General features: G+C 54.3%; 14 protein-coding genes. 8 read left to right on the top strand and 6 right to left on the bottom strand.

The features are described 5' to 3' along the window. Positions 1–181: 181 nt before the first annotated feature. The 4 genes from KIH86_RS07170 to KIH86_RS07155 all read right to left on the bottom strand — a co-directional run bounded on the left by KIH86_RS07170 (position 182) and on the right by KIH86_RS07155 (position 6,386). Entirely contained in the window at positions 182–2,500 is a 2,319-nt protein-coding gene (locus KIH86_RS07170) for a glycoside hydrolase family 65 protein (protein WP_223084947.1), read from the bottom strand. A gap of 121 nt (positions 2,501–2,621) precedes the next feature. Further along, positions 2,622–3,284 carry a beta-phosphoglucomutase gene (pgmB, locus tag KIH86_RS07165; RefSeq protein ID WP_223084945.1) on the bottom strand — a complete coding sequence of 221 codons (663 nt, stop codon included), beginning with the start codon at positions 3,282–3,284 and terminating at the stop codon, positions 2,622–2,624. Between the two features lie 208 nt (positions 3,285–3,492). Then, positions 3,493–4,527, bottom strand: a complete 1,035-nt coding sequence (locus KIH86_RS07160; RefSeq protein ID WP_223084943.1) for a LacI family DNA-binding transcriptional regulator — start codon at positions 4,525–4,527, stop codon at positions 3,493–3,495. 113 nt (positions 4,528–4,640) lie between these two features. Then, entirely contained in the window at positions 4,641–6,386 is a 1,746-nt protein-coding gene (locus tag KIH86_RS07155; protein ID WP_223084941.1) for an alpha-glycosidase, read from the bottom strand. Between the two features lie 509 nt (positions 6,387–6,895). Here KIH86_RS07155 and KIH86_RS07150 point away from each other — a divergent pair. The 5 genes from KIH86_RS07150 to KIH86_RS07130 all read left to right on the top strand — a co-directional run bounded on the left by KIH86_RS07150 (position 6,896) and on the right by KIH86_RS07130 (position 18,087). Beyond that, positions 6,896–8,230, top strand: coding sequence for a sugar ABC transporter substrate-binding protein (locus tag KIH86_RS07150; protein WP_223084939.1), 1,335 nt, complete (start codon positions 6,896–6,898; stop codon positions 8,228–8,230). Positions 8,231–8,338: 108 nt separating this feature from the next. Beyond that, positions 8,339–9,652, top strand: a complete 1,314-nt coding sequence (locus KIH86_RS07145; RefSeq protein ID WP_223084937.1) for a sugar ABC transporter permease — start codon at positions 8,339–8,341, stop codon at positions 9,650–9,652. Next, entirely contained in the window at positions 9,649–10,494 is an 846-nt protein-coding gene (locus KIH86_RS07140) for a sugar ABC transporter permease (RefSeq protein ID WP_223084935.1), read from the top strand. The genes KIH86_RS07145 and KIH86_RS07140 overlap by 4 nt, the downstream gene beginning before the upstream one ends. A gap of 160 nt (positions 10,495–10,654) precedes the next feature. Beyond that, positions 10,655–12,796, top strand: a complete 2,142-nt coding sequence (locus KIH86_RS07135) for a methyl-accepting chemotaxis protein (RefSeq protein ID WP_223084933.1) — start codon at positions 10,655–10,657, stop codon at positions 12,794–12,796. Positions 12,797–12,879: 83 nt separating this feature from the next. After that, positions 12,880–18,087, top strand: coding sequence for an alpha-amylase family glycosyl hydrolase (locus KIH86_RS07130; RefSeq protein WP_223084932.1), 5,208 nt, complete (start codon positions 12,880–12,882; stop codon positions 18,085–18,087). Between the two features lie 279 nt (positions 18,088–18,366). On the opposite strand, the gene yhbH is transcribed toward KIH86_RS07130, so the two are convergent. Beyond that, positions 18,367–19,533 carry a sporulation protein YhbH gene (yhbH, locus tag KIH86_RS07125; RefSeq protein WP_223084925.1) on the bottom strand — a complete coding sequence of 389 codons (1,167 nt, stop codon included), beginning with the start codon at positions 19,531–19,533 and terminating at the stop codon, positions 18,367–18,369. A 279-nt stretch (positions 19,534–19,812) separates the two neighbouring features. On the opposite strand from yhbH, the gene KIH86_RS07120 reads away from it, so the two are divergent. The 3 genes from KIH86_RS07120 (at position 19,813) to KIH86_RS07110 (ending at position 23,277) form a co-directional block, all read left to right on the top strand. Next, positions 19,813–21,405: an amidohydrolase gene (locus KIH86_RS07120; RefSeq protein ID WP_223084924.1), complete on the top strand. Its 1,593-nt coding sequence runs from the start codon at positions 19,813–19,815 to the stop codon at positions 21,403–21,405. 107 nt (positions 21,406–21,512) lie between these two features. Further along, positions 21,513–22,652, top strand: coding sequence for a stalk domain-containing protein (locus tag KIH86_RS07115; RefSeq protein WP_223084923.1), 1,140 nt, complete (start codon positions 21,513–21,515; stop codon positions 22,650–22,652). Between the two features lie 109 nt (positions 22,653–22,761). Beyond that, positions 22,762–23,277 (top strand): hypothetical protein, encoded by a 516-nt coding sequence (locus KIH86_RS07110; protein WP_223084921.1) that lies wholly within the window; start codon positions 22,762–22,764, stop codon positions 23,275–23,277. Positions 23,278–23,394: 117 nt separating this feature from the next. On the opposite strand, the gene KIH86_RS07105 is transcribed toward KIH86_RS07110, so the two are convergent. Beyond that, entirely contained in the window at positions 23,395–23,850 is a 456-nt protein-coding gene (locus tag KIH86_RS07105) for a hypothetical protein (protein WP_223084920.1), read from the bottom strand. Positions 23,851–23,892 lie beyond the last annotated feature (42 nt).

Here is a 23,892-nt window from a genome sequence, read left to right as displayed (position 1 = left end):
TGTAAGATAAGGATACGGACGGCAAAGCCCCCGCGCAGGCGGGGGTACCTGTTAGCGGGGGCTATGTCCATTAAATTGTCGCCGGTTCAAATCGTTAGCGGAATGGATCGTTATGAGATTGGAACGTTCCTGATCAGATCATTACGTGATCAGATCGTTACTGGATTAGATCGATAATCGACTAGATTGTTACCGGCACGTTCTGTGCGGATACCGATCCAAGGCCGCTCACGGTGTACTCTTTGTCAAAGAGCGTGAGCGCAGCCGGCGTCTCGGTCTCGTTGGTTACCGTTACGCTCTGATCGGTAACGGTAATCAGGAGACGGGAGCCGCGGAACATTACTTTGAACGAATACGAAGTCCAGTGGCCCGGATTGGACGGTTTCAGGATCAAGCGGTCATTCTGAACGCGGAGACCGCCGAAGCCGTGAACAATCGACATCCAGGTGCCTGCCATGCTTGTCGTATGGCAGCCGTCTTCGGTGTCATTGTTGTAGTTGTCCAGGTCAAGCCGCGAGGTCCGGAGATACATCTCGTAAGCCTTCTCCTTGTACCCGAGCTCGCACGCCAGAATGGAGTGGATGCAAGGGGAGAGGGAGGACTCATGAACGGTGATCGGCTCGTAGAAGTCGAAGTTGCGTTTCTTGGTCGCCAGGTCATAGCGGTCGTTCAGGAAGTACAGACCCTGAAGCACATCCGCCTGTTTGATGTAGCAGGAGCGCAGGATGCGGTCCCAGGACCATTTCTGGTTCAGCGGCAGATTATCGGGCGCCAGTTCCTTGACCGGGATGAGCTGCTTGTCAAGGAAGCCGTCCTGCTGCAGGAAGATACCTTTTTCTTCATCTGCCGGGTAGTACATTTTGGCGATAATGTCTGTCCACTTGTCCGTCTCGCTGTCTTGAAGGTTCAGCTTCTCCACAAGCTCGGTATAGCGGGATTGTTCATTCTGGCGCAGGTAGTCCAGCGCTTCCAGCGTGTACTCCATCGTCCAGGCGGCGATCCGGTTCGTGTACCAGTTGTTGTTGACGTTGTTCTCATACTCATTGGGGCCGGTAACGCCGAGCATTACGTATTTATCCTTATGCGCCACGTAATGCACGCGTTCTTCCCAGAAACGGGAGATTTCAGCGAGCACCTCAAGGCCATACTGGCCGAGATATGCTTTGTCTCCGGTGTAGTTCACATAGTCGTAAATCGCGTAGGCGATCGCTCCGTTGCGGTGAATTTCCTCGAATGTGATTTCCCATTCGTTATGGCATTCCTCGCCGTTCATCGTCACCATCGGATACAGCGCGCCCTTGGTGAAGCCGAGCTTGCGGGCATTCTCCTTAGCTTTCTCCAGATGCTTGTAGCGGTAAATCAGCAGGTTCCGGGCGATGGAGGAATCCGCCGTGCTGAGGTAGAAGGGCACGCAGTACGCTTCTGTGTCCCAGTAGGTGCTGCCGCCGTATTTCTCGCCGGTGAAGCCCTTAGGGCCGATATTTAGACGGTCGTCCTCGCCAGTGTACGTCTGGTTCAGCTGGAAAATGTTGAAGCGGATGCCCTGCTGTGCGGATGCATCGCCTTCGATGATTATGTCGCTTTCCTTCCATTTCTCTTTCCAGGCCTCCGCCTGCTCGGTCAGCAGCGCCACGAAGCCGGCTTCTCTGGCGGACTGCAGCGCTTCTTGCACCGCTTCCACCAGCTGACCCAGCCCGTAGTTCCGGGAGGTTACACTTGCTGCATATTTATAGATCACAAGCTGCTCGTTCTCTTTAACGGGAGCGTTCACGATATTAGCGACATATTTTTCCCGGGTTACCGTTTCAGTTTCTGTGTCCAGCTTTGCGCCGGCAACGTGGATGTCATAGACCATAGCAGTCGTTACATGGAAATCCAGCTTCTTGGTCTTGAGCGTCAAATAGCCGTTGCCGGACTCGACATTCTTCTCGACTTCGTTCCAGAATTTCTCGTCATAGTTGGAATCCTTGTTCTTCACATCGCCGTCGAGATAAGGAGTAACTGTGATTGTACCGCTGAAGTTAAGCGGAGTGACGGAATAGCGGATCGCACCGATCTCCCGGCGTGTCATGCTGACGAAGCGGATGCTCTCCACCTTTACGCTCTTGCCATCCGCCAGGGTGGCTGTAAAGCTGCGGGAGAGAGTGCCTTCTTTCATGTTCAGCTCACGGCGGAACTCCGTAACCGTGCTGGCTGCCAAGTCAAGCGTTGTTCCTTCGATGTCGATGTCGATTCCGATCCAGTTGGTGCTGTTCAGCACCTTGGCGAAGTACTCGGGATAGCCGTTCTTCCACCAGCCAACCCGGGTCTTGTCGGGATAGTACACGCCTGCCACGTAGCTGCCCTGAAGGCTGGGACCGCTGTACTTCTCTTCAAAATTGGCGCGGCCGCCCATATAACCGTTGCCCAGACTGAACACGCTCTCAGAGATTTCCTGTGTCTGAGGATCGAAGGATTCTTCAATAATGGACCATTCGTCGACTTTCAAATATTGTTTCATACTTAATCGGCTCCTTTTACAATAAATATATATAAGAATAAATAGACGGCGGCTGTCCCGTGTAAACAGGCGCTTCATCTCCGTATACCGGGATGCCTGTTAAGACAGGAAGCATCCGGTGCTACACGGCGGAAAGGGCTTCGCGAAGCCGGGCGACATTCATATCCTGCAGGGAGGGAACGACGATATTGGCGGCCCCCAGCGTATCCGGTGAACCGATCCCAACGCTGGCCATTTCGGCACGGCTCGCCGCTTCGATTCCGGCTTCGGCATCTTCGAAGACAATGCAGTTCTCTGCGGGAACGCCAAGTTCTGCGGCGCCGAGAAGGAACACTTCCGGATCAGGCTTGGCTGCGGAGGTCTTGGTTCCGTCAATGATGGCGTCGAAGTAGGGAGTGAGTCCGGTATTGTTCAGAATGGTCATCGCGTTCTTGCTAGCGGAGCCGAGAGCGACTTTGATGCCGCTCTCCCGGCAGTCCTTCAGAAAATCAAGCGCCCCCGGCAGAATTTCCGAGCTGTCCATCTTGGAGATGTATTCGACATAGCGATTGTTCTTCTCTTCAGCGAGTCTGGCTTTCTCGGATTCATCGAAGGTGAGGCCGCCGATTTCAAGCAGAATGTTCAGGGAGGCGGCGCGGCTAACGCCTTTTAGTCTTTCGTTATCCTTCTCGGTAAACTCGAAGCCGAGCTTGTCGGCAAGCTCTTTCCAGGCGATATAATGATACTTCGCAGTATCGACGAGCACCCCGTCAAGATCAAACAGACAGGCTTGTATGGTATTCATGGAATTAGCCTCCTTCATTTCATATTATTGCCTAGATTATTAGGGAGAATGTAGGGCGGTACATGATATGGTGAAAACAATTGAAAGCCCAATAAAGTGCAAACGTTTGTGCAATCTTCCAAAAAATAAATGAAGCGCTTGAGGCTTCATTTATTTTCTTTACGGGAACGCTGAATTTCCTGATAATATTTCCGAAGCTCCAGGGATGTCATTTCTTCGGTGAATACATGGATGACTCCCGTACGATCAGCCGGTGGGGAATAATGAACCTGTTCGTGTAACCCGTCTCTTTGTTAGGAGTCTGTATGCTCTGAATCAGCACCTGAGAAGCGGTGTACCCCAGATGGTAGATGCCGATGTCAATGCTGCTGATCGGCGGGCTGGAAAGCTCCGCAAGCGGGATGTTGTTGAAGCTGACAATCGCCAGATCGTTCGGGACCTTGAATTTCAGTTCATTCAGTCCGCGCAGTACGCCGAAGGATACCATATCATCCACGACAACGAGCGCCGTAGGCCGGTTAGGCAGATTCATGAAGAACGACATGGCGCGGTAGCCGCTATCTTGAAGAAACTCACCTTCCACAATCCATTCAGGCCGTGACTCGAGGCCGTGTTCCTCAATGGCCTTGCGGTATCCCTGCAGCCGGTCCCGGGAGATCATCAGATTCGGAGGACCGCTGACGAAGCCGATCCGCTCATGTCCCATTGAAATTAGGTGTGAGGTTGCGTCATAGGCGGCCATCACATTGTCCGTATCGACCGACAGCATTTCTTCATGCTTGTCGCTTCGTCCGACCAGTACGCACGGATAACCGTTACTCTGCAGAAACTCAATGACCGCGTCATCCTTCCGGGAGTAGAGCAGGATTGCTCCGTCTACCCGTCGGCCTTTCAAGAGACGCGTTACCGCATCCAGCTCTTCCTTCTCGTTGGCGCCGGAGCTGATGAGCACATCGTAGCCCGAACGGCTGGCCTGCGTGACGATCCCGCGGATCAATTCCATGAAGAAGAGATTGGAGAACAGCTCTTCCGCCGGCTTCGGCAAAATAATGCAGATGCTGTTCGTCGTCTTCGACACCAGGCTCTTCGCCATGATATTCGGGTGATAGCCCATTTCCTCCATGATGCCCTTGACCTTGCGGGAGGTTTCCACACTGATTCTCGGATGGCCCGACAACACCCGGGAAACCGTAGAGGGGGAAACGCCCGCTCTCTTGGCCACATCCTTGATGGTAACTGTCATAGAAGCCTCCTTATGATGGAACCGTTTGCTACGCTTATCTTAATCGAAGTTTTTTTAATTGTAAATAGACAAGCTGACAAGCCTTCCCATGTCAAACCCGGCCGCATGCCGGGTTACAGAGCGCATGGAGTAAGTACCGCATAGCCGTAGGCGGGGAGTCTGACGGATAGCGTGCCGCGGTCTGCGGTATGAACATCGCCTGTGAACAGATCGCGCCAGCCAGCTTCCGGAACCGGCAGCTGGAATGTCACGCCCGAATCCTCCCGGTTGAACAGCACGATCACCGATTCATTTCCGAGACGCCGCTCGTAGGCAAGCTTGCCGCTGTTGCCGGCATCAAGGAATGTCAGCGTTCCTGTGCGCAGCGCCGAATGGCTCTTCCGGATATCGATCAGCTTGCGATAGAAGGCTAGCAAGTCATGATCCTGCTTCTTGGGGTCCCACTCCATACATTTCCGGCAGCCGGGATCTTCTCCGCCGTCGAGGCCGATTTCGTCGCCGTAATAAATGCAGGGTGTGCCCATAAAGGTGAATTGAATGACTGCAGCCATCTTCAGCTTCTTCTTGTCCCCGCCGGACAGCGTGAGCACGCGGGGCGTATCATGGCTGTCCAGCAGATTGAAGGCTACTTCGCTTGCCTGGAGCGGGTAGCGGGACAACTGCTTGCCGATGGCGGCTGCGAAGCCAGAGGCGTCCAGGCTCTCGTGTATGAAGAAGTCGATAACCGCGTCAGTGAACGGGTAGTTCATGACCGCGTCAAATTTATCTCCTTCCAGCCAAGGCGAGGACTCATGCCAGATTTCGCCGAGTATGTAAGCTTCGGGGTTGATCTGCTTGACCGTTTGGCGGAAATCCCGCCAGAACTGATGGTCTACTTCGTTCGCCACGTCCAGCCGCCAGCCGTCAATGCCTACTTCCTTGATCCAATATTCCGCAACGCCAAGCAGATAATTTTTCACATCGGGATGTTCCGTGTTCAGCTTCGGCATCTCTGCAACGAAGCCGAAGGTATCGTACGAAGGAATTCCGTCATCGGTGCGCAGCGGAAATTCGCGAACATGGAACCAGTCTTTGTATACGGAATTCTCGCCATTCTCCTGCACATCAAGGAACGGAACGAAGCTGCGGCCGGCATGATTGAATACGGCGTCGAGCAGGACGCGGATTCCCCTTTCGTGACAGGCGTTCACGAGCCGTTTCAGCGTATCGGTATCGCCGAAATGGGGATCGATCTTCATATAATCTTCCGTGTCGTATTTATGGTTGGTCGGTGCGGCGAAGATCGGCGTGAAGTAGAGGGCGTTAATGCCAAGCTCCGACAGATGGTCCAGATGATCGATTACTCCTTGCAGATCGCCGCCGAAGAAATTGTCTCTTTCCGGAGGGCCGCCCCAAGGCTGCACATTTTCCGGGTCGAGGCTGGGATCTCCGTTGGCGAAGCGTTCCGGAAAGATCTGATAGAAGATGGCATCCTTTACCCATGCCGGAGGCGAGAAGAGATCTCCACGATGAATATATGGAAATTCAAACAGCCGATTCGGATTCGCCGGACGGTCGGTCTGGAACTCGCTTTCGGTCATCCAGATTCGCTCATCATCTTTGACCAGTTGAAAGCCATATTTCAATCGGCGGAACGGAGGGACATACTCACATTCCCAATAATCGAACATGCCATCGGAGGTGAACACGGTCATAGGAACAAGCTCTTTGCTATTGTCCCAATCGTATTTATCTCCAACCCAGGCATAGACCTCGGACAAATCGTCTTTTTTGGCGCGAAGCCGCAGATGAATTGTAGTCTCGTTGTAAGCATAGGACCAGTTAACACGGGGCCTATGATATATCGCTTCGAGCAGCATACAGTTTTTTACCTCCCAAATATGATGGCTGCCCGCTCCGCTTATTTGCGAAAATGCCGCTTGACGGACGGGCTGAGTTCACAATGGTTAGGATTATAGCATGAGGTCAGGGGGCTTACAATGATTTTGTTCAAACCTTTGCACAAAAAGAATTCGTTTTCATTAGGGAGGCTTTAAAAGCATTGGGACTCCTTAAAGCATTAAGTTGTTGTAAAAATANAGAGTAAACAGGAGTAATACTTTAAAACGGAGAGATATTTAAGTGTTATATCCAATAAATCGTCTGATTTAGTTGATTTTACTTAGTGCAAACGTTTTTACAAATGGTGTACCCTGTTGTAAGATGGATTCGTAGATGAAGCGCTTTCGAAGTGCAGATGAAGCGGATTCAAGAGGAGGAAAGGCAGAATACATATTTTTCAGAACCTTTCTGAAATCGTTTGCGCAAATGTGTGCACAGTGAATGATGCCTCATTACATGGATTTAAAAAATGAAAGGGGTAAATGCAATGAAGATGAAAAAGATCATGGCGTTGGCTGCGGCTTGTTCGATGGCCGTGTCGCTGACAGCCTGCGGTTCCGGAAACAATGGGGGTAACAACTCGGGCGAAGCCGCTTCATCCGCCGCTCCGGCAGCAAGTGCTGCGGCAAGCGCTGCGGCAACTGACAGTGGAGGCGGAACGACAGCATCGATCACCCCGGAAGCAGGAGCCTCCCTGACTATTTGGGAGAGTAAAGAAGAGAGAGCATTCGCTGAAGAAATCTCTAAGCAGTTTACTGAAAAATATAATGTACCGGTAAAGATCGAAGAAGTGGCCCCGACCGACCAGGCAGGCAGATTCGCACAGGACGGACCTTCCGGATTGGCAGCTGACGTTGGAGTTATCCCGCATGACAATCTGGGTAAAGCGGTAGCAGCCAGCCTGATCCTGCCAAACGATGTCTTCGCGGAAGAAACCAAGAAGAACAATACGGAAGCTTCAATCACGGGCGCTTCTTATGACGGCGAGCTTTATGGCTATCCTCGCGCAGCTGAAACCTACGCCCTGTATTACAACAAATCACTCGTCAAGGATGTTCCTAAGACTTTTGACGATGTAATCAACTTCAGCAAGGGCTTCACAGACAAGTCGAAGAACAAATACGGCATCATGTGGGAAGTCGGCAATCTCTACTTCAACTACATGTTCGTCGGTACGACCGGAGGCTATTTCTTCGGTGATAACGGCACGAACAAGGACGACATCGGCCTGAACAACGCAGGCGCACTTGAAGGCTTGAAAGAATACCAGAAACTGAAAGAAGTTCTCCCGGTCAAGAGCGGCGACATTAATCCGGATATCAAGCGCAGCTTGTTTAACTCGGGCGATGTAGCCATGGATATCAACGGTCCTTGGGAACTAGCCGGATATAAGGCAGCTCTTGGCGACAACCTTGGCGTAGCTCCGATTCCTACAGTCAATGGCAAGACCTCGATCACTCTCTCGGGTATCAAGATCTTCGTTGTCAACGCCTATACCCAATATCCGAATGCAGCCAAATTGTATGCCGAGTTCGCTTCCAGCAAGGAAGCACAGCTGGTACTGAACAAGACGATTGGCTCCATCCCGACTAACCTGGAAGCTCTGGAAGATCCGCAAATCAAGAATGATCCATATATCTCTGCCTTTGCCGAGCAAGCCAAGAACTCCCAACCGATGCCTTCCATTCCGGAAATGGGCAACGTCTGGAGTCCTGTAAACGCCGCACTGCCTGAAATCTGGGACAAGAACGTCGATCCGAAGACGGCTATGGATAAAGCGGTACAGCAAATCAAGGATCTGAACAATGGCGCAGCTCAATAACCTGTGGAACATTGAACTTGACTAGAGCTTGAACAAGAATCCGCTCGCCCGCCGGCTGATGTTCGGCGGGCGATGTCCGATTCCCCAGGAGAGGAGATTGGAAGAGAAATGCAGCGCAAAGGAACTATATCCGCGATACTGTCGACGATTTTCATGGGATTGGGACAAATATATAACCGCCAATTCATTAAGGGTATTATTTTCGTATTAGTCGAAGCTGCTTGTGGTTATTACTTTATTAACAACTTGGGAAGAGCTTTTTGGGGAATCGTCACTTTGGGGGACACCCCCAGCCATTTGGAGAAGGTTAACGGCATCGCCAAAATGGTGGCGGGCGACCACTCCATTTATATTTTGATTCAAAGTCTTATTACATTGCTCGTACTGGCATTGTTCCTGATTGCCTGGATTATGAATATCCGTGATGCTTACAAGATCGGCAATTTGCTGGAGAAAGGAATTCCTTCGAATACCGGCAAGCAAACGCTGCGCTATATTCTGGATTATAAGTTTGCGCAAACCTTCCTGATTTTGCCGGCAGTCGGAATTCTGTTCTTCACCATCATGCCGATTATTTTCATGATCCTGATCGCTTTTACGAACTACGCGGCTCCAAATCATATTCCGCCGGCCAAGCTGGTCGATTGGGTTGGACTGGAGACGTTCAAGAATTTGCTCGTTCTCAAGACATGGAGCCATACCTTCTATGGCGTTCTGACATGGACGATTGTCTGGGCAATTCTGTCCACGGTCACGACTTATTTCGGAGGCATGCTAGTGGCCTTGCTGATCAGTCAGCAGGGAATCAAGTTCAAAGGCTTCTGGAGAGCCATCCTGATCGTTCCTTATGCTATTCCGCAGCTGATCTCGCTGCTTCTGATGCGTAACCTGTTCAACGGGCAGTTCGGTCCGATCAACCAGTACCTGGGCTATTTTGGTATGGGGGGACTGCCTTGGCTGACCGACCCGTTCTGGGCAAAGGTTACCGTAATTGTTGTAAATATGTGGGTGGGTATCCCGGTATCCATGCTGCTAATTATGGGTGTGCTTACAACCATACCTCGGGATATGTATGAGGCAGCCGAGGTGGATGGAGCTACAGCTTATCAGAAATTCCGCATCGTTACATTACCTATGGTGCTGTTTACTACCGCTCCTACGCTTATCACACAGTTTGCTGGCAACATCAACAACTTTAACGCGATCTTCCTGTTGACCAACGGTAATCCGGTAAATGGCAACTATCAATATGCCGGTTCAACAGACTTGCTCGTTACCTGGCTGTATAAGCTGACGCTCGATCAGAACAAGAACAATATGGCCGCGGCCGTCGGTATTATTATCTTTGTGATTATCGCCTCCTTCTCCATCTACAACTACCGTCGGACCAATTCGTTTAAACAGGAGGACATGATCCAATGATAGGACGCAAACTTGGGAATCTTATCCGTCTGATCGCGAGCTATGTCGTACTGATTATTTTGGCGATTTCGGCGCTGTATCCGGCACTGTGGATCGTGTTCGGTTCGCTTCGTCCCGGCAAGTCGCTGTACAGCAAGCATTTTATTCCGGATACGTTCACGCTTGCCCATTATAAGGAACTGTTCACCTCTCAGGTATATATGTTTGGCACCTGGTATATGAACACGCTGAAGATTGCAGTCTTCTCCATGTTGATCGGCGTTTTCTTAACGCTGCTCACCAGCTACGCGGTTTCGAGATTCCGCTTCAAGGGCCGCCAGACGGCGCTGTCGACGCTGCTCATTCTGGGGATGTTCCCGGGATTCATGAGCATGATCGCCATTTATTTGCTGCTCAAAGAGTTCCACCTGCTGGATACACATTTGGCTCTGATTATTGTATACGCGGCTGGCGCTCCGCTCGGTGGAACCTTTATCGCCAAGGGCTTCCTGGATACGATTCCGCGTTCTCTGGATGAAGCGGCGAGAATCGACGGGGCGAGCAACTTCGGGATTTTCACCCGAGTGATCCTGCCATTATCCCGTCCCATGATTACGTACATGGCGCTGACGCAGTTTGTTGGACCGTGGGTCGACTTTATTTTCGCCCGTCTGATCCTGCGGACCAAGGAGAACTGGACCGTTGCTGTCGGTATGTGGGACATGGTCAATTCGAATACGAACACGAACTTTACGCTGTTCTCAGCCGGTGCGGTGCTGATCTCCATACCGATCATGGTTCTCTTCGCCTTCCTGCAACGCCTGTTGGTTGACGGCTTGACAGCGGGAGCCAGCAAAGGTTAAAGATGTTAAGTAATATCGAGGGGGCAAGCCCTTTTGGGATAAGGCTCCCTTTGCTTCCTTGCTGATACCTTAAGGCCCTGCACGGGTACAGCTGCGGTAGGAATATGACCGGGCTGTACCTTTTTCTTTCGTAGGAAATTGAAGTCTGGGGGAAAGACCTATGAAAAAGTTCGGAGCTTTGCGTTTCAAATCGGTCGGCCTCAAGTTGTTCCTCATTATCTTCTGCTCGACTCTGCTCCTCTGTTCGGGGCTCGGGCTTGCCTCTTATTCCATCTCCAAACGGACGATTACGGATCAGGTTGCTTCGGCTTCATCACAATCGATCGTGCAGGCTTCGGACAAGCTGGATTTTCTGTTTGCCGGGTATGAAGCGATATCAAGACAGTTCGCCGTCGATGCCGTCGTCAAATCGGACATTGCCACCATTCATGATGCTTCAGCCGGTACAGTGAAAAAAGTGGCGGCGGAGGATCGTATCCGCCATAAACTCGACGGAGTAGTCGGCTCCGATGACAGGCTGCTGGGCATAAGGCTTGTCGCCAAAAGTCTTGTGGACGCGGAATCCTATAAATCCGCCGGTCTCATCAGCATCCGAAGCGATGAGCAGATTCAGAAGGACCTTAAGGAAATCGAAGACGCCAAGGGTAACCCGGTATGGTTCCCTGTAAGAGCCAAAGGCTTCTTCAACGTTGCCGCCGAGCCATCCCTTACCATGGGCAGACTGCTCCGAAATATCCAGCATCCCGAGTTGGAGTATTACATGCTGATTGAAATCAAAGGTGCAGCGCTAACCAATATTTTATCCAGCCTTCGAATTGGACAATCCGGCGAAATCCGTCTTCTGACAAAGGACGGTCAAATTGTATATGCCAAAGACATAGCGCTGCTTGGACAAAAATCCTACATACATACGGTGGAAGACAGCAAAAAGACGGATGAGCAATCATTCAGCGCGGAAGATGAAGACGGGATTACCCAATTGGCTGTGTATCATCCGCTGGCTACGGCACCATGGACGATGCTTGGCTATGCCCCTGTCAGTGATTTCACCAAATCGGCGGACAAGCTGCTCTATATCACCCTGTCTGCCCTGCTTGCCGCCGCATTGATTGCCGGTCTGCTAGGGATGGTGCTGGTCCGTATGATCGGCAAGCCGCTGGGCAATCTGGCCAAGCTCATGGAGGAAGGAGAGCGGGGCAATCTTCAGGTACGAACTGCCTTTAGAGGGCGTGACGAGATCGCCCGGCTAGGACAGAGCTTCAATCATATGATGGAGCAGATCTCTTTAATTGTCCGGAAGAGCGGTTCTTCCGCCAATGAAGTGCTGACGACCTCGGAACTTCTGGTTGAGGCTTCGGCCCAAATATCGGTGCATGCGCAGGAGGTGGCGGGTGCTTCCGAGCAGATCGCCGGCGGTACAGCCGATATGGCGGAAGAGATGGATAAGAGCAACCGGAATGTCGCGACAATGGGCGACAAGATTCATGATGTGTCCGCGATCAATAGCGTCATGAACGATTCCGCGCAGAAGGTAATCGGGGTCAGTGAACAGGGAGCGGGGCTGATGGAAACCCTGGTGGCGAAGAGCGGCACCGCGCTCAGTCAAATGGAATCGATCCAGAAGCATACCGACAATCTGCGGGAGTGCATGAAACTGATTGCCGGCATCCTGGCGCCGATGGTCGAGATCAACAAGCAGACGAATATTCTGGCGCTCAACGCTTCCATTGAGGCTGTGCGAGCCGGCTCGGCCGGAAGGGGCTTCATAGTGATTGCTGATGAAATCCGCCAGTTGGCCGAGCGCTCCAACCGCTCCATTTCCTCAGTTTCGGATATTACCGACGAGGTTGCGGCTGAAATTGAAGGGATGGTGCGGATCGTGGGCGAGTCGGCGCCGGTCTTTCAGGAGCAGATCGCGTATGTGCATGAATCGTCCGCAGCTTTTGCCGGCGTCAAGAACGAGATGGAGCGGTTCACCGAGCAGCTGGGGCAGTCCTCCGATGCGGTTGCGGAGCTGCTGTCGTTCCAGCGGGAACTGGATGCATCCGTGAACAGCGTGGCCTCTGTGGTAGAGGAGACAAGCGCGGCAACGGAAGAGGTCGCTTCCATGTCGTCGCAGCAGTTGACGGTTAGCCAAGAGCTTGTCCGGCTATCTGGTCTGCTGAAGGGATTGTCCGACGGCCTGAAGGAGTCGCTGATTCTCTTTCAGGGTCCGCAGTCGAACGGAGAAACGGAGCCGACGGCAGATGAGCCTGTCTCTGCGAATTCTTCCGGTCAGACCGAGACCGGCGGCAGTGAATGAAGACCGCAGCATCGCAAGATGAACAAGGCTTAAACGGCCTTTTTCATGATATAAACCCATTCTGAGAGGAGAAACGCGAACAGATGAGAAGCAGATGGTCCAAAATACTGGCCTCGCTGCTGACTGTCGCTCTGGTTGCCGGAACCTTCCCTGCCGTAAGGCAGGCGAAGGCCGAACCGGTGCCAGCCGATGTGACAGCAGTCGCAAGTCCGGTATACGCACTGAATGGAGGAACAGTAACAGCAGCTGTGTATGCGGTTACAGACGCCTCGGTGAGCCAGCAGTATATCAATGGGGATTTCAACAACTGGGATGGCAATCATTTCGTTCAAATGAGTGCAGGCGATCCGGTTGTGGACAATGGAACCCCGAAAAATGTCTTCTATTATATATTCACTACCGCACAGCTTCAGGCGGGAGGCGGTCAGGTCCAATACAAATTCATGCCGGATGCGGCATGGGATGGGGCCTACGCCGATCCGCTGAATCAAACACCGCACGCGGGAGAGAACTCCGTCGTCTCCGCCATGACGCTGAAATCGGCCGCTGCTACGGTAGCCCCTGGTGGACAGCTTCAGGTTAATGCACAGCGTACACTGGGCGACGGATCGCCGCTTGACCTGAACGCTCAGGCCGACTGGTCGGTAGATTCGGCTGCATCCGGTGCCGGCGTTACGGTGACAGGAGGTTTGGTAACGGTTCCCTCCTCGATCCCGCCAGGTACAAACATTATCGTAAGCGCATTCTTTGAAGGGCTGTCCGTATCCAAAAGTCTGACCGTGCTGAACGGCACGATTGCAAGCCCCGTCGTTGGACAGGACGGTTCTGTCATTTTCAACAACATCTCTCACACTGGCTCAACCCTCTATCTGGTCGGCAGCATGAACGGATGGAGCGAGGTGAACGCGATTGCGATGCCGAAGGACCCGGATACGGGCGCTTTTTCGGTGAAGTTGAATCTGGAACCTGGAACTTATCCTTACAAGTTCATTCCGACTCTGGGAAGCTGGAATGGCGCAATCACCGATCCGCTGAACCCGAATGAATCGGGCGGCAACTCCGTTGTCTATGTACCGGGCGTGAAGGTTACCTCGGGTGAAGACATTGCGAAGGGTGACAGCTTGGCGCTTACGGCTGTTATGGTCGATGGCACGGACGGTTCATCCGTACCTGTATCACCGGTATGGAGTTTGAAGGATGTCCGCCCGGGAATTACCCTTCAGGACAGCACGCTTAGCGTAAGTTCCGATTATGCTATCGGCTCTGGCGACACCGTCACGGTTATAGCGTCAAGCGGGGGTTATTCGACTGAGAAGGTTATTCACATCCAGGACAAGATGTATACGTATAACCTGCACTACTACCGGTATGACCAGGATTATACGAACTGGAGCAGCTGGATTTGGGCTGACGGGGGACCGGGCGGCGTCCGTTATCCGTTCACCCAGACCGACAGCGACGGCTTCGCAACGCTTACTGTGAAGCTACCATACAGTTCAATCAAAGCCATCCCTCATTTCGGGGATTGGGTAAGCCAGGATCTGACCCATGCGATTTCCATTTCGGAGGGAACTGCCGCAGATATCTGGATGGTGCAGGATAAGAACGCGGTCTACTACAACCGGGAAGAAGCGCTGGCTGCCAAAGCCAATGCTCCGGTTCAACGCTATATCGAGCTGCATTATGTGCGTACGAACAATGATTACAACGGCTGGGATCTCTGGCTCTGGAATACCGGAGCGAAGGACGGGCTCAAAGAGTTTGATGAGATTACGGACAATTATGCCGTGGCAAAAATCAAGATCGGCACCAATGCGACGAGCATCGGCTTCAAGGTGAAGTATCATGACTGGAACGCTCCGGACAATACGGTGGACGTCAACTTCGACCGTTATATCGATACACCGCTGGATCAGACAGTCACCAAGGTAACGGTTTATCAGGGACAGAAGGAACTGCATATCATACCTGCGCTGCACGGGCCGGTGCTGGAAGACGGCGGCGTGACGTTCTTTTACCGCGACCGGGATCTGTTCAATGCCGGGCAAATGGGCGATATTACGGACGCCAAAGTTAAAGTGACGATTAACGGACAGACGGCTATTTACCCGATGACCTATAACAGTCTGGATGAATATTTCAGCTACCGGCTTCCGGCTCTGGAGGAAGGGACATACACGTACTCGTTCCTGATTACCAAGGGAGATCAGACTGTGGAAGTAACCGATCCGGAAAATACGGTGGACGGCGTCTCCTCGTTCGAATACCGTAATCCCCAGATTTCGGTTCAGGGTACACTCGCTCCGGCTTCTGTTTCCGCAAATGAGAATACGGTGCTGACCGTAACCTACAGTGGTGATGACAGCGTCCGAATTAAGGATCTGTATATCGATCTGACGCCGGTCGGCGGACCGGCCAAGGAAGAGATCGACCCGGAATTGCAGCAGGCAACACTGGCTGTTACGGATACGACGACTGCGGGTGACAAAGCTCTGACAGTGACGGCAGTCGACCAATACGGCAACAAGCATACGGGAATTGTGAACCTGAATGTGAAGCCCCGGCAGTCGGCCGGAGGACCGCTTGACTTCGACTGGGATGAGGCGCGGATTTACTTCTTGCTGACCGACCGCTTCTATGACGGTGATGCCTCCAACAACTACAATGTGGATAAAAATGCAGTCGATGCCTATCACGGCGGCGACTTCAAAGGCCTCACCGAGAAGCTGGATTATATTAAGGATCTCGGCATCAATACGATCTGGATCACACCGATCGTGGACAATATCGATTTCAATAACTCCACGACCGGCGAATCCTATGGCTATCACGGTTACTGGGCTAAAAATTTCGAAGCCCTGGATGAGCATCTGGGCAATATGGATGATTTCAAGACGCTCATCAATACTGCCCATGACAAAGGCATGAAGATTATGGTGGACGTTGTGCTGAACCATGCCGGTTACGGACTGAAGGAGAGTGACAACAATCCGGGCGTGACGCAGGCGGACAAAGACCGCTTCGCAGGCATGTTCCGTACGGACGCCGTAGATTCGGGAACCGATGCCATTAAGGGCGAGCTGTCCGGACTGCCCGATTTCATTACGGAGAACCCGGAAGTTCGCGCCAAGCTGATCGACTGGCAGGCCGGTTGGCTGGAGCGCGCCAAGACCGATCGCGGCGATATGATCGACTATTTCCGGGTGGATACCGTCAAGCATGTGGACGATACGACCTGGAAAGCTTTCAAGAACGAATTAACGTCTATCAATCCAGCATTCAAAATGATCGGGGAATACTACGGTGCCAGCATTGATGCAGACGGCGGCAAGCTGCGTTCCGGCGAAATGGACTCCCTGCTTGACTTCCAGTTCAAGTCATCGGCAGCGGATCTCATCAATGGCAAGATCGACGAGACCGAGGCTTATCTGGAGCATCGCAATGCGGCGATGGACAATACCGCTACGATGGGCCAGTTCCTCAGCAGCCATGACGAGGACGGCTTCCTGTCCGAACGGGCCGGAGGAGACGAAGGCAAGCTGAAGGTAGCAGCGGCTCTGCAGATGACGGTGAAGGGTCAGCCAGTCGTGTATTACGGTGAAGAGCTTGGCCAGTCCGGCAAGTCGGCAGGCAATCTCAACCGTTACGACATGGCATGGGACAAGGTGTCCGCGGAGCAGACCCTGCACGACCACTACAAGAAGCTGCTGAATATCCGTTCCGACTATTCCAAAATCTTCGCCAAGGGGACCCACGCCAAGATTGCGGGCGGGGATGGAGACGGCTATCTGGTGTACGCCAGAAGCTATGACGGAGAGGACGGCGGCACCGTCTACGTCGGTCTGAATACGGCGACGGAAGCCAAGACGGCGGAGTTCACCGTATCGTATCCGGCCGGCACCGTTCTGGCCGATAAGTATAATGGTGTGGACTACACCGTTGATGCACAGGGACGGGTGAATGTGAGCCTGCCGTCCCGGGATGATGGCGGCACGGTAATTCTGGCGCTGAAGACACTGGCGCCTGAGCCATCGGCTAGTCCTTCGCCAAGTCCAAGTCCGAGCCCTACTCCGACACCGACGCCGACTCCAACTCCGGAGCCAACTCCAACGCCGGATACCGGAGCAGCGACACCGTCCTCGGCTTCGCCTTCCGCAAGCCCGGCTTCCGATATCGTGATTGTCGACGAGCCGGCTCTGAGCAGTGCAGGCACGGGCGGCGTCATCACGGTCGAGATCGGAACGGTCGCCCGCGCGAAGCAGGTACAGCTGCCAGTGAACGCGGCCGCTCTCCTGGGAGACAAGACCCTGCGGCTGCATTCGCAGGATCTGTCTCTTGCGCTGCCGGCCGCTACGCTGGCCGAGCTGCAGGCGCTCGTTCCGGCGGATAGCCGGAGCGGCGCGCATCTCTTGCTGCGGCTGACGCCAGTGGCCGCAGATTCGCTTGCACCCGTCCTTGTGCGGGCGGGCGCACAATCCGGCGCCGCGCTGGCTGCGGCCAGCGGCGCCTATGACCTCGAGCTGTTCGCCGTTCTGCCGGACGGCACAGCGAAGAAGCTCACCCGGTTCAGCCGGCCGGTTGCGCTGAGCCTCCCGGTTGACGCTAAGGCGGATGCCGCGCTCGCGGGCATTTACCATATTTCCGATACCGGGACGGTTGAATATGCCGGCGGCACAGCCGCAGATGCCGGTACTGTAACCGCTCAGGTCTATCATTTCAGCACGTACGCCGCGCTGACTTATGATAAATCATTCACTGATGTAACGCCTGCGTTCTGGGGCTACACCGAAATCCGGAACCTGGCCGCCAAGCATATTGTGCAGGGCAAGACGCTGACGCAGTTCGATCCGAGCGGCAGAGTCACCCGGGCCGAATTCGCGGCACTGCTTGTCCGGGGTCTCGGACTTGAGGCAACGCAGAACGAGTTCACTCCATTCACGGACGTCAAGGCGGGAAGCTGGTACGCCGAAACTGTTGCGGCCGCTTATGAAGCGGGACTGATTCAAGGCGGGGGAGACAAGCAGTTCAAGCCTAATGACGGGATTACCCGCGAGGAGATGGCGGTAATGCTCATCCGCGCGCTGAACCTGACAGGCAAGACGCCTTCCACAGCCAATGATCTGACCGGGGCGTTCTCGGACCGGGCCGGCATCAGCGGCTGGGCGGTTGAGGCGTTCAATCAGAGTCTGAGCGCCGGTCTTCTGAACGGCCGCTCGGCAAGCCAGCTTGCCCCGAAGGCCTATTCCACGAGAGCAGAGGCGGCAGCGGTGCTGTTCCGTCTGCTGAAATAATGATGATAATCGCCCGGCTGCACTAAACCGGGGGATTGCGGTTGAGAAGAGAAGAGGCTGTTTCCGGATATCCGAGTAGGATGCCGGGAACAGCCTTTTTTTGGCTGCAAGTGCAGATCTTTAAGATGAAGACTCAAGCTCGAATCCGAATGTGAACAAGAGCCAACGAAACCGAATGCTGACCAGAGCCACGAGACCGAATGCGAACCAGAGCCACGAGGCCGAATGCGAACCAGAGACACGAAACCGAACCCAGCCGCCCTCCCGGCGGCTTGCGGGCTACTTCGCCACGGCTTCTTTTTTACTGAAGAACGTTCGGAGCGCCTGATACACTTCCTTCTTGTCCTTGATGACATGGTACATGAACTGCGGGTTCTTGATATGCTTGTAAGCCGACATCAGCGTGCTGCTCCGGTTGTACTGATTGACTTCGCCGTAACCGAATATGTTACTCCGGTTCAGCAGCTCGCCGATCAGCTTGACGCAGCGTTCGTTGTCCGAGCTCAGGTTGTCGCCGTCCGAGAAGTGAAAGGGGTAGATATTGTATTTGGACGGCGGGAATCGCGAATCGATAATGTCCAGCGCTTTCTGATAGGCCGAGGAGCAGATGGTGCCCCCGCTCTCGCCCCGGGTGAAGAAGTCATGCTCACTGACCTCCTTGGCCTCCGTGTGATGGGCGATGAAGACAATCTCCACCTTCTCGTACTGGCGGCGCAGAAAGCGGGTCATCCAGAAGAAGAAGCTGCGGGCACAGTATTTTTCAAAGGTTCCCATACTGCCCGAGGTGTCCATCATCGCAATGATGACGGCGTTGGAATGAGGAGTGCGCGTCTCATCCCAGGTTTTGTAGCGCAGGTCGTCGGGAGAGATGCCGTGAATGCCGGGATTGCCGTTCCGGCCGTTGCGGCGCAGATTCTCAAGCAGCGTGCGCTTCTTGTCGATATTCGACATCATGCCTTTCTTGCGGATGTCGTTGAAGACGATGGAGCGGACCTCAATCTCTTCCTTCGACTTCGGCTTCAGATGCGGCAGCTCGAAATCGTGAAACAGGATATCCTCCAAATCCTCGATATCGACCTCGGCCTCCACGAGATCCTGACCCGGCTGATCGCCAGCCTTGTCTCCCTTGCCGGGACCGCTGCTCTGCGAGGGCTCCCTGCCCAGTACATCGCCGATCTGGCTGTCTCCGTCGCCCTGGCCGACATGCTTCTGCTTGCGGAAATTGTAGATAATCCGGTATTCGTCAAGACTGCGGATCGGCACTTTCACAATCTGCTTGCCGTCCGACATGATGATATTCTCTTCCGTCACCAGATCGGGCAGATTGCTCTTGATCGCTTCCCTGACCTTCTGCTGGTGGCGCTCCTGATCCTGGTGTCCTTTGCGGTGCAGGGACCAGTCCTCCTTCGACACGACGAACGAAAAAGACTCCGGCGAGTGCGGCAAAGATGATCACCTCCTAAGATATGGAACGAAAAATGCGCCTTCTGTTCGTCCGGATAGAGGCGCATCCGTTGTACGAATACAAATTCCCGGCTGCTGCCGGCAGTTGTAACTAAAGTATATTCGCGTGTACGAGGGATATGTGCGCCCGAACCTTATGGAATCCGGCAGGCTGGACTTTGGCCGCTTAACTTCCTAACTGCACTGCTTTGCGATATGCTTGATGGACGAACGGCGGACAGGCTTCACAGCCTGACGTGAGAAGAGAGGAGATTTGCGGCAATGTCAGGCACATTGTTCATTAACGGAAGGCTGTATACAGCCGGACCGAAGGATGCGGATTCCGTATATGTGGAGAACGGCAAAATAGCGGCGATAGGCCGCAGGGACGAGCTTATGCTTCAGCTTGCGGGAAAGGATTACCGGAAGATCGATTGGGACGGCGGGTTCGTCCTGCCTGGTCTTGCCGATTCGCATCTGCATCTTGGCATGCAGGGCATGAAGCTGGGGATGCTGGATTTCACGGGTGCAGCTTCCAAGGAGGAAATGCTGGCAATGGTCGCCGAACGGGCCTGTACCTTACCGGAGGGGGAATGGATTCTCGGGCTCAATTGGAATGAGAACCAGTTCGATCCGCCAATTGCGCCGACGAGGCTTGAGCTTGATGCCGTAACGGATCGCCATCCGGTCTTTCTGACCCGCACCTGCTTCCACGCCTTCCTGGGCAACAGCGCAGCGTTCCGGCTGGCGGGCGTTGCGGAGTCTACCCCCGACCCCGTCTCCGGCGCCTACGGCCGGGGGGAGGACGGCCGGCTTAACGGCTGGGTCTATGAAGACGCCTGCGGACCGTTTAACGCTGTAACGCCGGCTCCCGATTATACGGAGCTGAAGGACGCCATGCGCCGGGCCTGCCGGCATGCTCTGTCTCTCGGGCTGACGGCGGGGCATACGGAGGATCTCCGGCTGCTCGGGAGCGTCGATACGATGCTGCGCATCCATAAGGAGCTGCGTGAAGAAGGCTTGTGCTTCCGCACGCATCAGCTGCTCTTCCATGATTATCTTCCGGAAGCGGAAGGGTTGGGTCTCCGTCCCGGGAGCGGAGACGACTGGCTGCGCATCGGCGCGGTCAAGCTCTTCTCCGATGGAGCAATTGGCGGCCGGACCGCGCTGCTGGCTGCGCCTTACCATGATGCGCCGCATACATCGGGAATGGCGCTCCACAGCCGGGAGCGGCTGGCTGAGCTCGTGGCGGAGGCGCGGCGCCTCTCGTACCCGGTTGCGGTTCATGCGATCGGGGACGGCGCGGCCGGCTTGACGCTTGGCGCAATGGAGAGTGTGCCTCTGCCATACGATTCACGGCTTCCCGACCGGCTGATTCACGCCCAGGTGCTGAATGAGGCGCTGGTGAAGCGGATGCGCGGCTTGAGGCTGATCGCCGATATTCAGCCCCGGTTCGTAGCCAGCGACTTCCCCTGGGTGCTGGACCGTGTGGGACCGGATCGGACGGAATATCTGTATGCCTGGAAGAAGCTGATTGCTTCCGGGGTTGTTTGCGCAGGCGGAAGCGACGCCCCGATCGAGCCGCTCGATCCTTTTCTGGGTATGCATGCGGCGGTCACCCGCAGCAGACCCGGAGAGAAGCATGAGGGTTATTTGCCGGAGGAGAAGCTCAGCGTGGATACCGCGATTCACCTGTTCACCCGCGGCAGCGCGGCGGCTGCGGGTGAAGAGCGGGAACGTGGTGCGATTGAGACCGGATACTTCGCGGATTTTACCGTTATTGACCGGGATATCACCCGAAATCAAGGCGAGCTGCTGTCGGTCCGCACGAAAATGACGGTGGTGAACGGGATCATCGCCTATGAAGAAGCATAACCGGGAGATGAGTCGGATTTTAGTCCGGATTGTAAACGCGTGGTAACTATTGGGCCGACGGTTGCGTCTATAATAGAGAAAAAGAGATAGCGAAGGAGTCCGCCCTCATGAAGTTTCAAGCTGCCGTGCTGTCGCTGCTGGCTTCCGTTGCTGTACTGACAGCCTTACACCCGCCTGGAGTATCCGCCGCACAGAACGCCGCAACCGTTCAACCGGGGACAGATGAACAGAAGACCGATATACTGAAGCCAGAACATAAGCCAGGCCCCGAGAGTAAGCGGAAGACTGTATCGATCGTATGGAATGGCCAGCCGGTTCAATCCGGACAGGCTTCCTATATCCGCAGCGGAATCACGTTCGTTCCGATTTCCCTGCTCTCCAATCTGAAGGGGATTTCCGTGCATTGGATCGACGAAGAGTCGCTGGCAAGACTTTGGGTGGATCGAGGCGGAGTGTTTGATTTCAAGCCAGGCGCCGATTATGCGGAGGATATGGACATGCGGTACCCGATAGGCGCTGCCATCTCTGTCTCAAATGGGGAGATTATGCTGCCCCTAAGGTTTATTGCCGAGATGGCCGGGGCGGATTGTTACTGGGACCGGGAAGATAACCAGGTGCAGGTCATCCAGAAGAGAAACGCAATCGCTTCCGTGCCGGGAACAAGGACGCGCCTGTTTCCGATGGCGGAGCGGGACGGGGAGTACAAAGGCATTACCCTGGAATGGAAGGAAAAGCTGAAATCCTATCCGGGCTGGGTGAATCCCTCCAATGTAGAGTCGCCGCCCCGTCTCGAAGACCAGGATATCGACGATGACGGACGCCGGGAGGCAATTGTCGTCCTGAACGCAGGGAGCGGAACCGGTGTATATCTGGAAGAAATTCATGTGGTGGACAGTCTTACCTACCGCGAGATTCCGGTGGAAGATGCACTGCAGGCTGTCCGCAGCCGAATTCAGTCGTCCGTTGAACGCAGCGGGGAGAAGCTTCATATCCGGGTAACCGCAGACGGATCGGCTATGGACCAGACTCTGGACCGCAGTGGAACTGCAGGATCGGACTCGTCTCAGAGCAAAGAGTTGAGCTTCGGCTCGGTTATCCGGTACGAAATCCGGGATGGCGCACTGATTGCGCTTCTGGCGGGCTCCTATGGGATTTCCGATTTCGTCGGAGAAGCCGAGGTCCGGTATGTCAAGCAGGATGGCAAGTATGCTGCAAGTTCGGTCTCTTTCTTTTTCGATGATGAATAGGACTGGATTGGCTGCTGCAAGGATAAAAAAATGCAACCCCGCCTGCCCTAGCTGCGTTTAAGAGATAGACGCGAAACAGCGCGAAACGAAAGTAGGAGGTTCAAACTCTATGAAACGACATCGATCGCTATCGGCCGCCGCTCTCGCCGTATTAACGCTGGCCCTGTCGGCCTGCGGAGGCGACAAAGCCGCTGAAGCCCCTTCCGCCACTATTTCTCCCGCTGCTTCGGCTGAAGCTTCACCGTCCGCAACCGCAGCCCTGGCTCCAGAGGCAACGACATCCACATCCCCAGAGGCATCGGCTGCCGTGTCTCCGAGCGTCGTTCCATCAGCCAGTGCGGCGGCTCCAAGTGCCGAACCGTCCGCCGCTCCGGGCCAGAGCGCGCCCGCCGAGTCTGCCCCCATTAGCGGCACCGGTGTATATAACGGACAAATCGACAGCCATTCGATCGAGATCGAGACCAAGGACGGACCGGTTGCGTTTGAACTTGGCGAAGGTCTGGAGAATGTCCCCGATACACTGAATGAAGAAGACAAGATCGTCTTTGAATACGTGGATAGAGCGGTTCCGGGAGACGCGACACTCAAGCAGCATGTGCTGACCAAGCTGGCCAAAGCAAAATAATCGGCGCAACCGATGAACTAACGGCGACCCCGATCATCAAATGCCCCTTCCTCCACTTGCCCTGACGATGCCAGGAGAAGAGAGAAAGGGGCATTTTTGACTTGAGGCCGGTCCAGCTTAGCTAAGACTGCCTGCCGCCGCAAGCGCAAGCGCGATCAACAGGACGAAAGCTACGATGACCAAAGAGTTGATGATAGTACCGATGATTCCGAATACTTTGCGCCTTTGGCGAAGCACCAGGCCGATGATTCCGACGATGACGCCGATCACATTAAGCGCGCCAAGTCCAAGCATGGAGAAGCCGAGCAGGAGGAAGGCGCCTCCCGAGCCCGAGCTGAGCCCGTCTGTTTCATCAATCAAAGGTCCCATCATGCTTCCGGCGACGGCAAAAGCGATAATGTAACCGGCCAGCGCAACCATTGCGATGACAAATGAGGCGATACCGGGTCCCGAATGCTTGAGCAGTGACCGGTCCCCCGGATAAGGGGAAGGATAAGGTGAAAATGCAGGCGAAGCTCCGGACGGTGTCTCCGTCCCCGGATACTCGTTCTTAGTGAGATCCTGTTCGTTCAAAAGGTTGTTCACTCCTTCATGACCTGATGTAAGGTCGATTAT

Source organism: Paenibacillus sinensis, assembly GCF_019904155.1.
Classification (GTDB): domain Bacteria; phylum Bacillota; class Bacilli; order Paenibacillales; family Paenibacillaceae; genus Paenibacillus_AQ; species Paenibacillus_AQ sinensis.
The sequence above is the reverse complement of the archived record's forward strand: the minus strand, read 5'-3'. Positions and strand labels throughout refer to the sequence as shown.

Bases quoted from the DNA above. Each gene is read 5' to 3' on its own strand.
- KIH86_RS07170 (WP_223084947.1), bottom strand. From the start codon at position 2,500: ATGAAACAATATTTGAAAGTCGACGAATGGTCCATTATTGAAGAATCC.
- pgmB (WP_223084945.1), bottom strand. From the start codon at position 3,284: ATGAATACCATACAAGCCTGTCTGTTTGATCTTGACGGGGTGCTCGTC.
- KIH86_RS07160 (WP_223084943.1), bottom strand. From the start codon at position 4,527: ATGACAGTTACCATCAAGGATGTGGCCAAGAGAGCGGGCGTTTCCCCC.
- KIH86_RS07155 (WP_223084941.1), bottom strand. From the start codon at position 6,386: ATGCTGCTCGAAGCGATATATCATAGGCCCCGTGTTAACTGGTCCTAT.
- KIH86_RS07150 (WP_223084939.1), top strand. From the start codon at position 6,896: ATGAAGATGAAAAAGATCATGGCGTTGGCTGCGGCTTGTTCGATGGCC.
- KIH86_RS07145 (WP_223084937.1), top strand. From the start codon at position 8,339: ATGCAGCGCAAAGGAACTATATCCGCGATACTGTCGACGATTTTCATG.
- KIH86_RS07140 (WP_223084935.1), top strand. From the start codon at position 9,649: ATGATAGGACGCAAACTTGGGAATCTTATCCGTCTGATCGCGAGCTAT.
- KIH86_RS07135 (WP_223084933.1), top strand. From the start codon at position 10,655: ATGAAAAAGTTCGGAGCTTTGCGTTTCAAATCGGTCGGCCTCAAGTTG.
- KIH86_RS07130 (WP_223084932.1), top strand. From the start codon at position 12,880: ATGAGAAGCAGATGGTCCAAAATACTGGCCTCGCTGCTGACTGTCGCT.
- KIH86_RS07120 (WP_223084924.1), top strand. From the start codon at position 19,813: ATGTCAGGCACATTGTTCATTAACGGAAGGCTGTATACAGCCGGACCG.
- KIH86_RS07115 (WP_223084923.1), top strand. From the start codon at position 21,513: ATGAAGTTTCAAGCTGCCGTGCTGTCGCTGCTGGCTTCCGTTGCTGTA.
- KIH86_RS07110 (WP_223084921.1), top strand. From the start codon at position 22,762: ATGAAACGACATCGATCGCTATCGGCCGCCGCTCTCGCCGTATTAACG.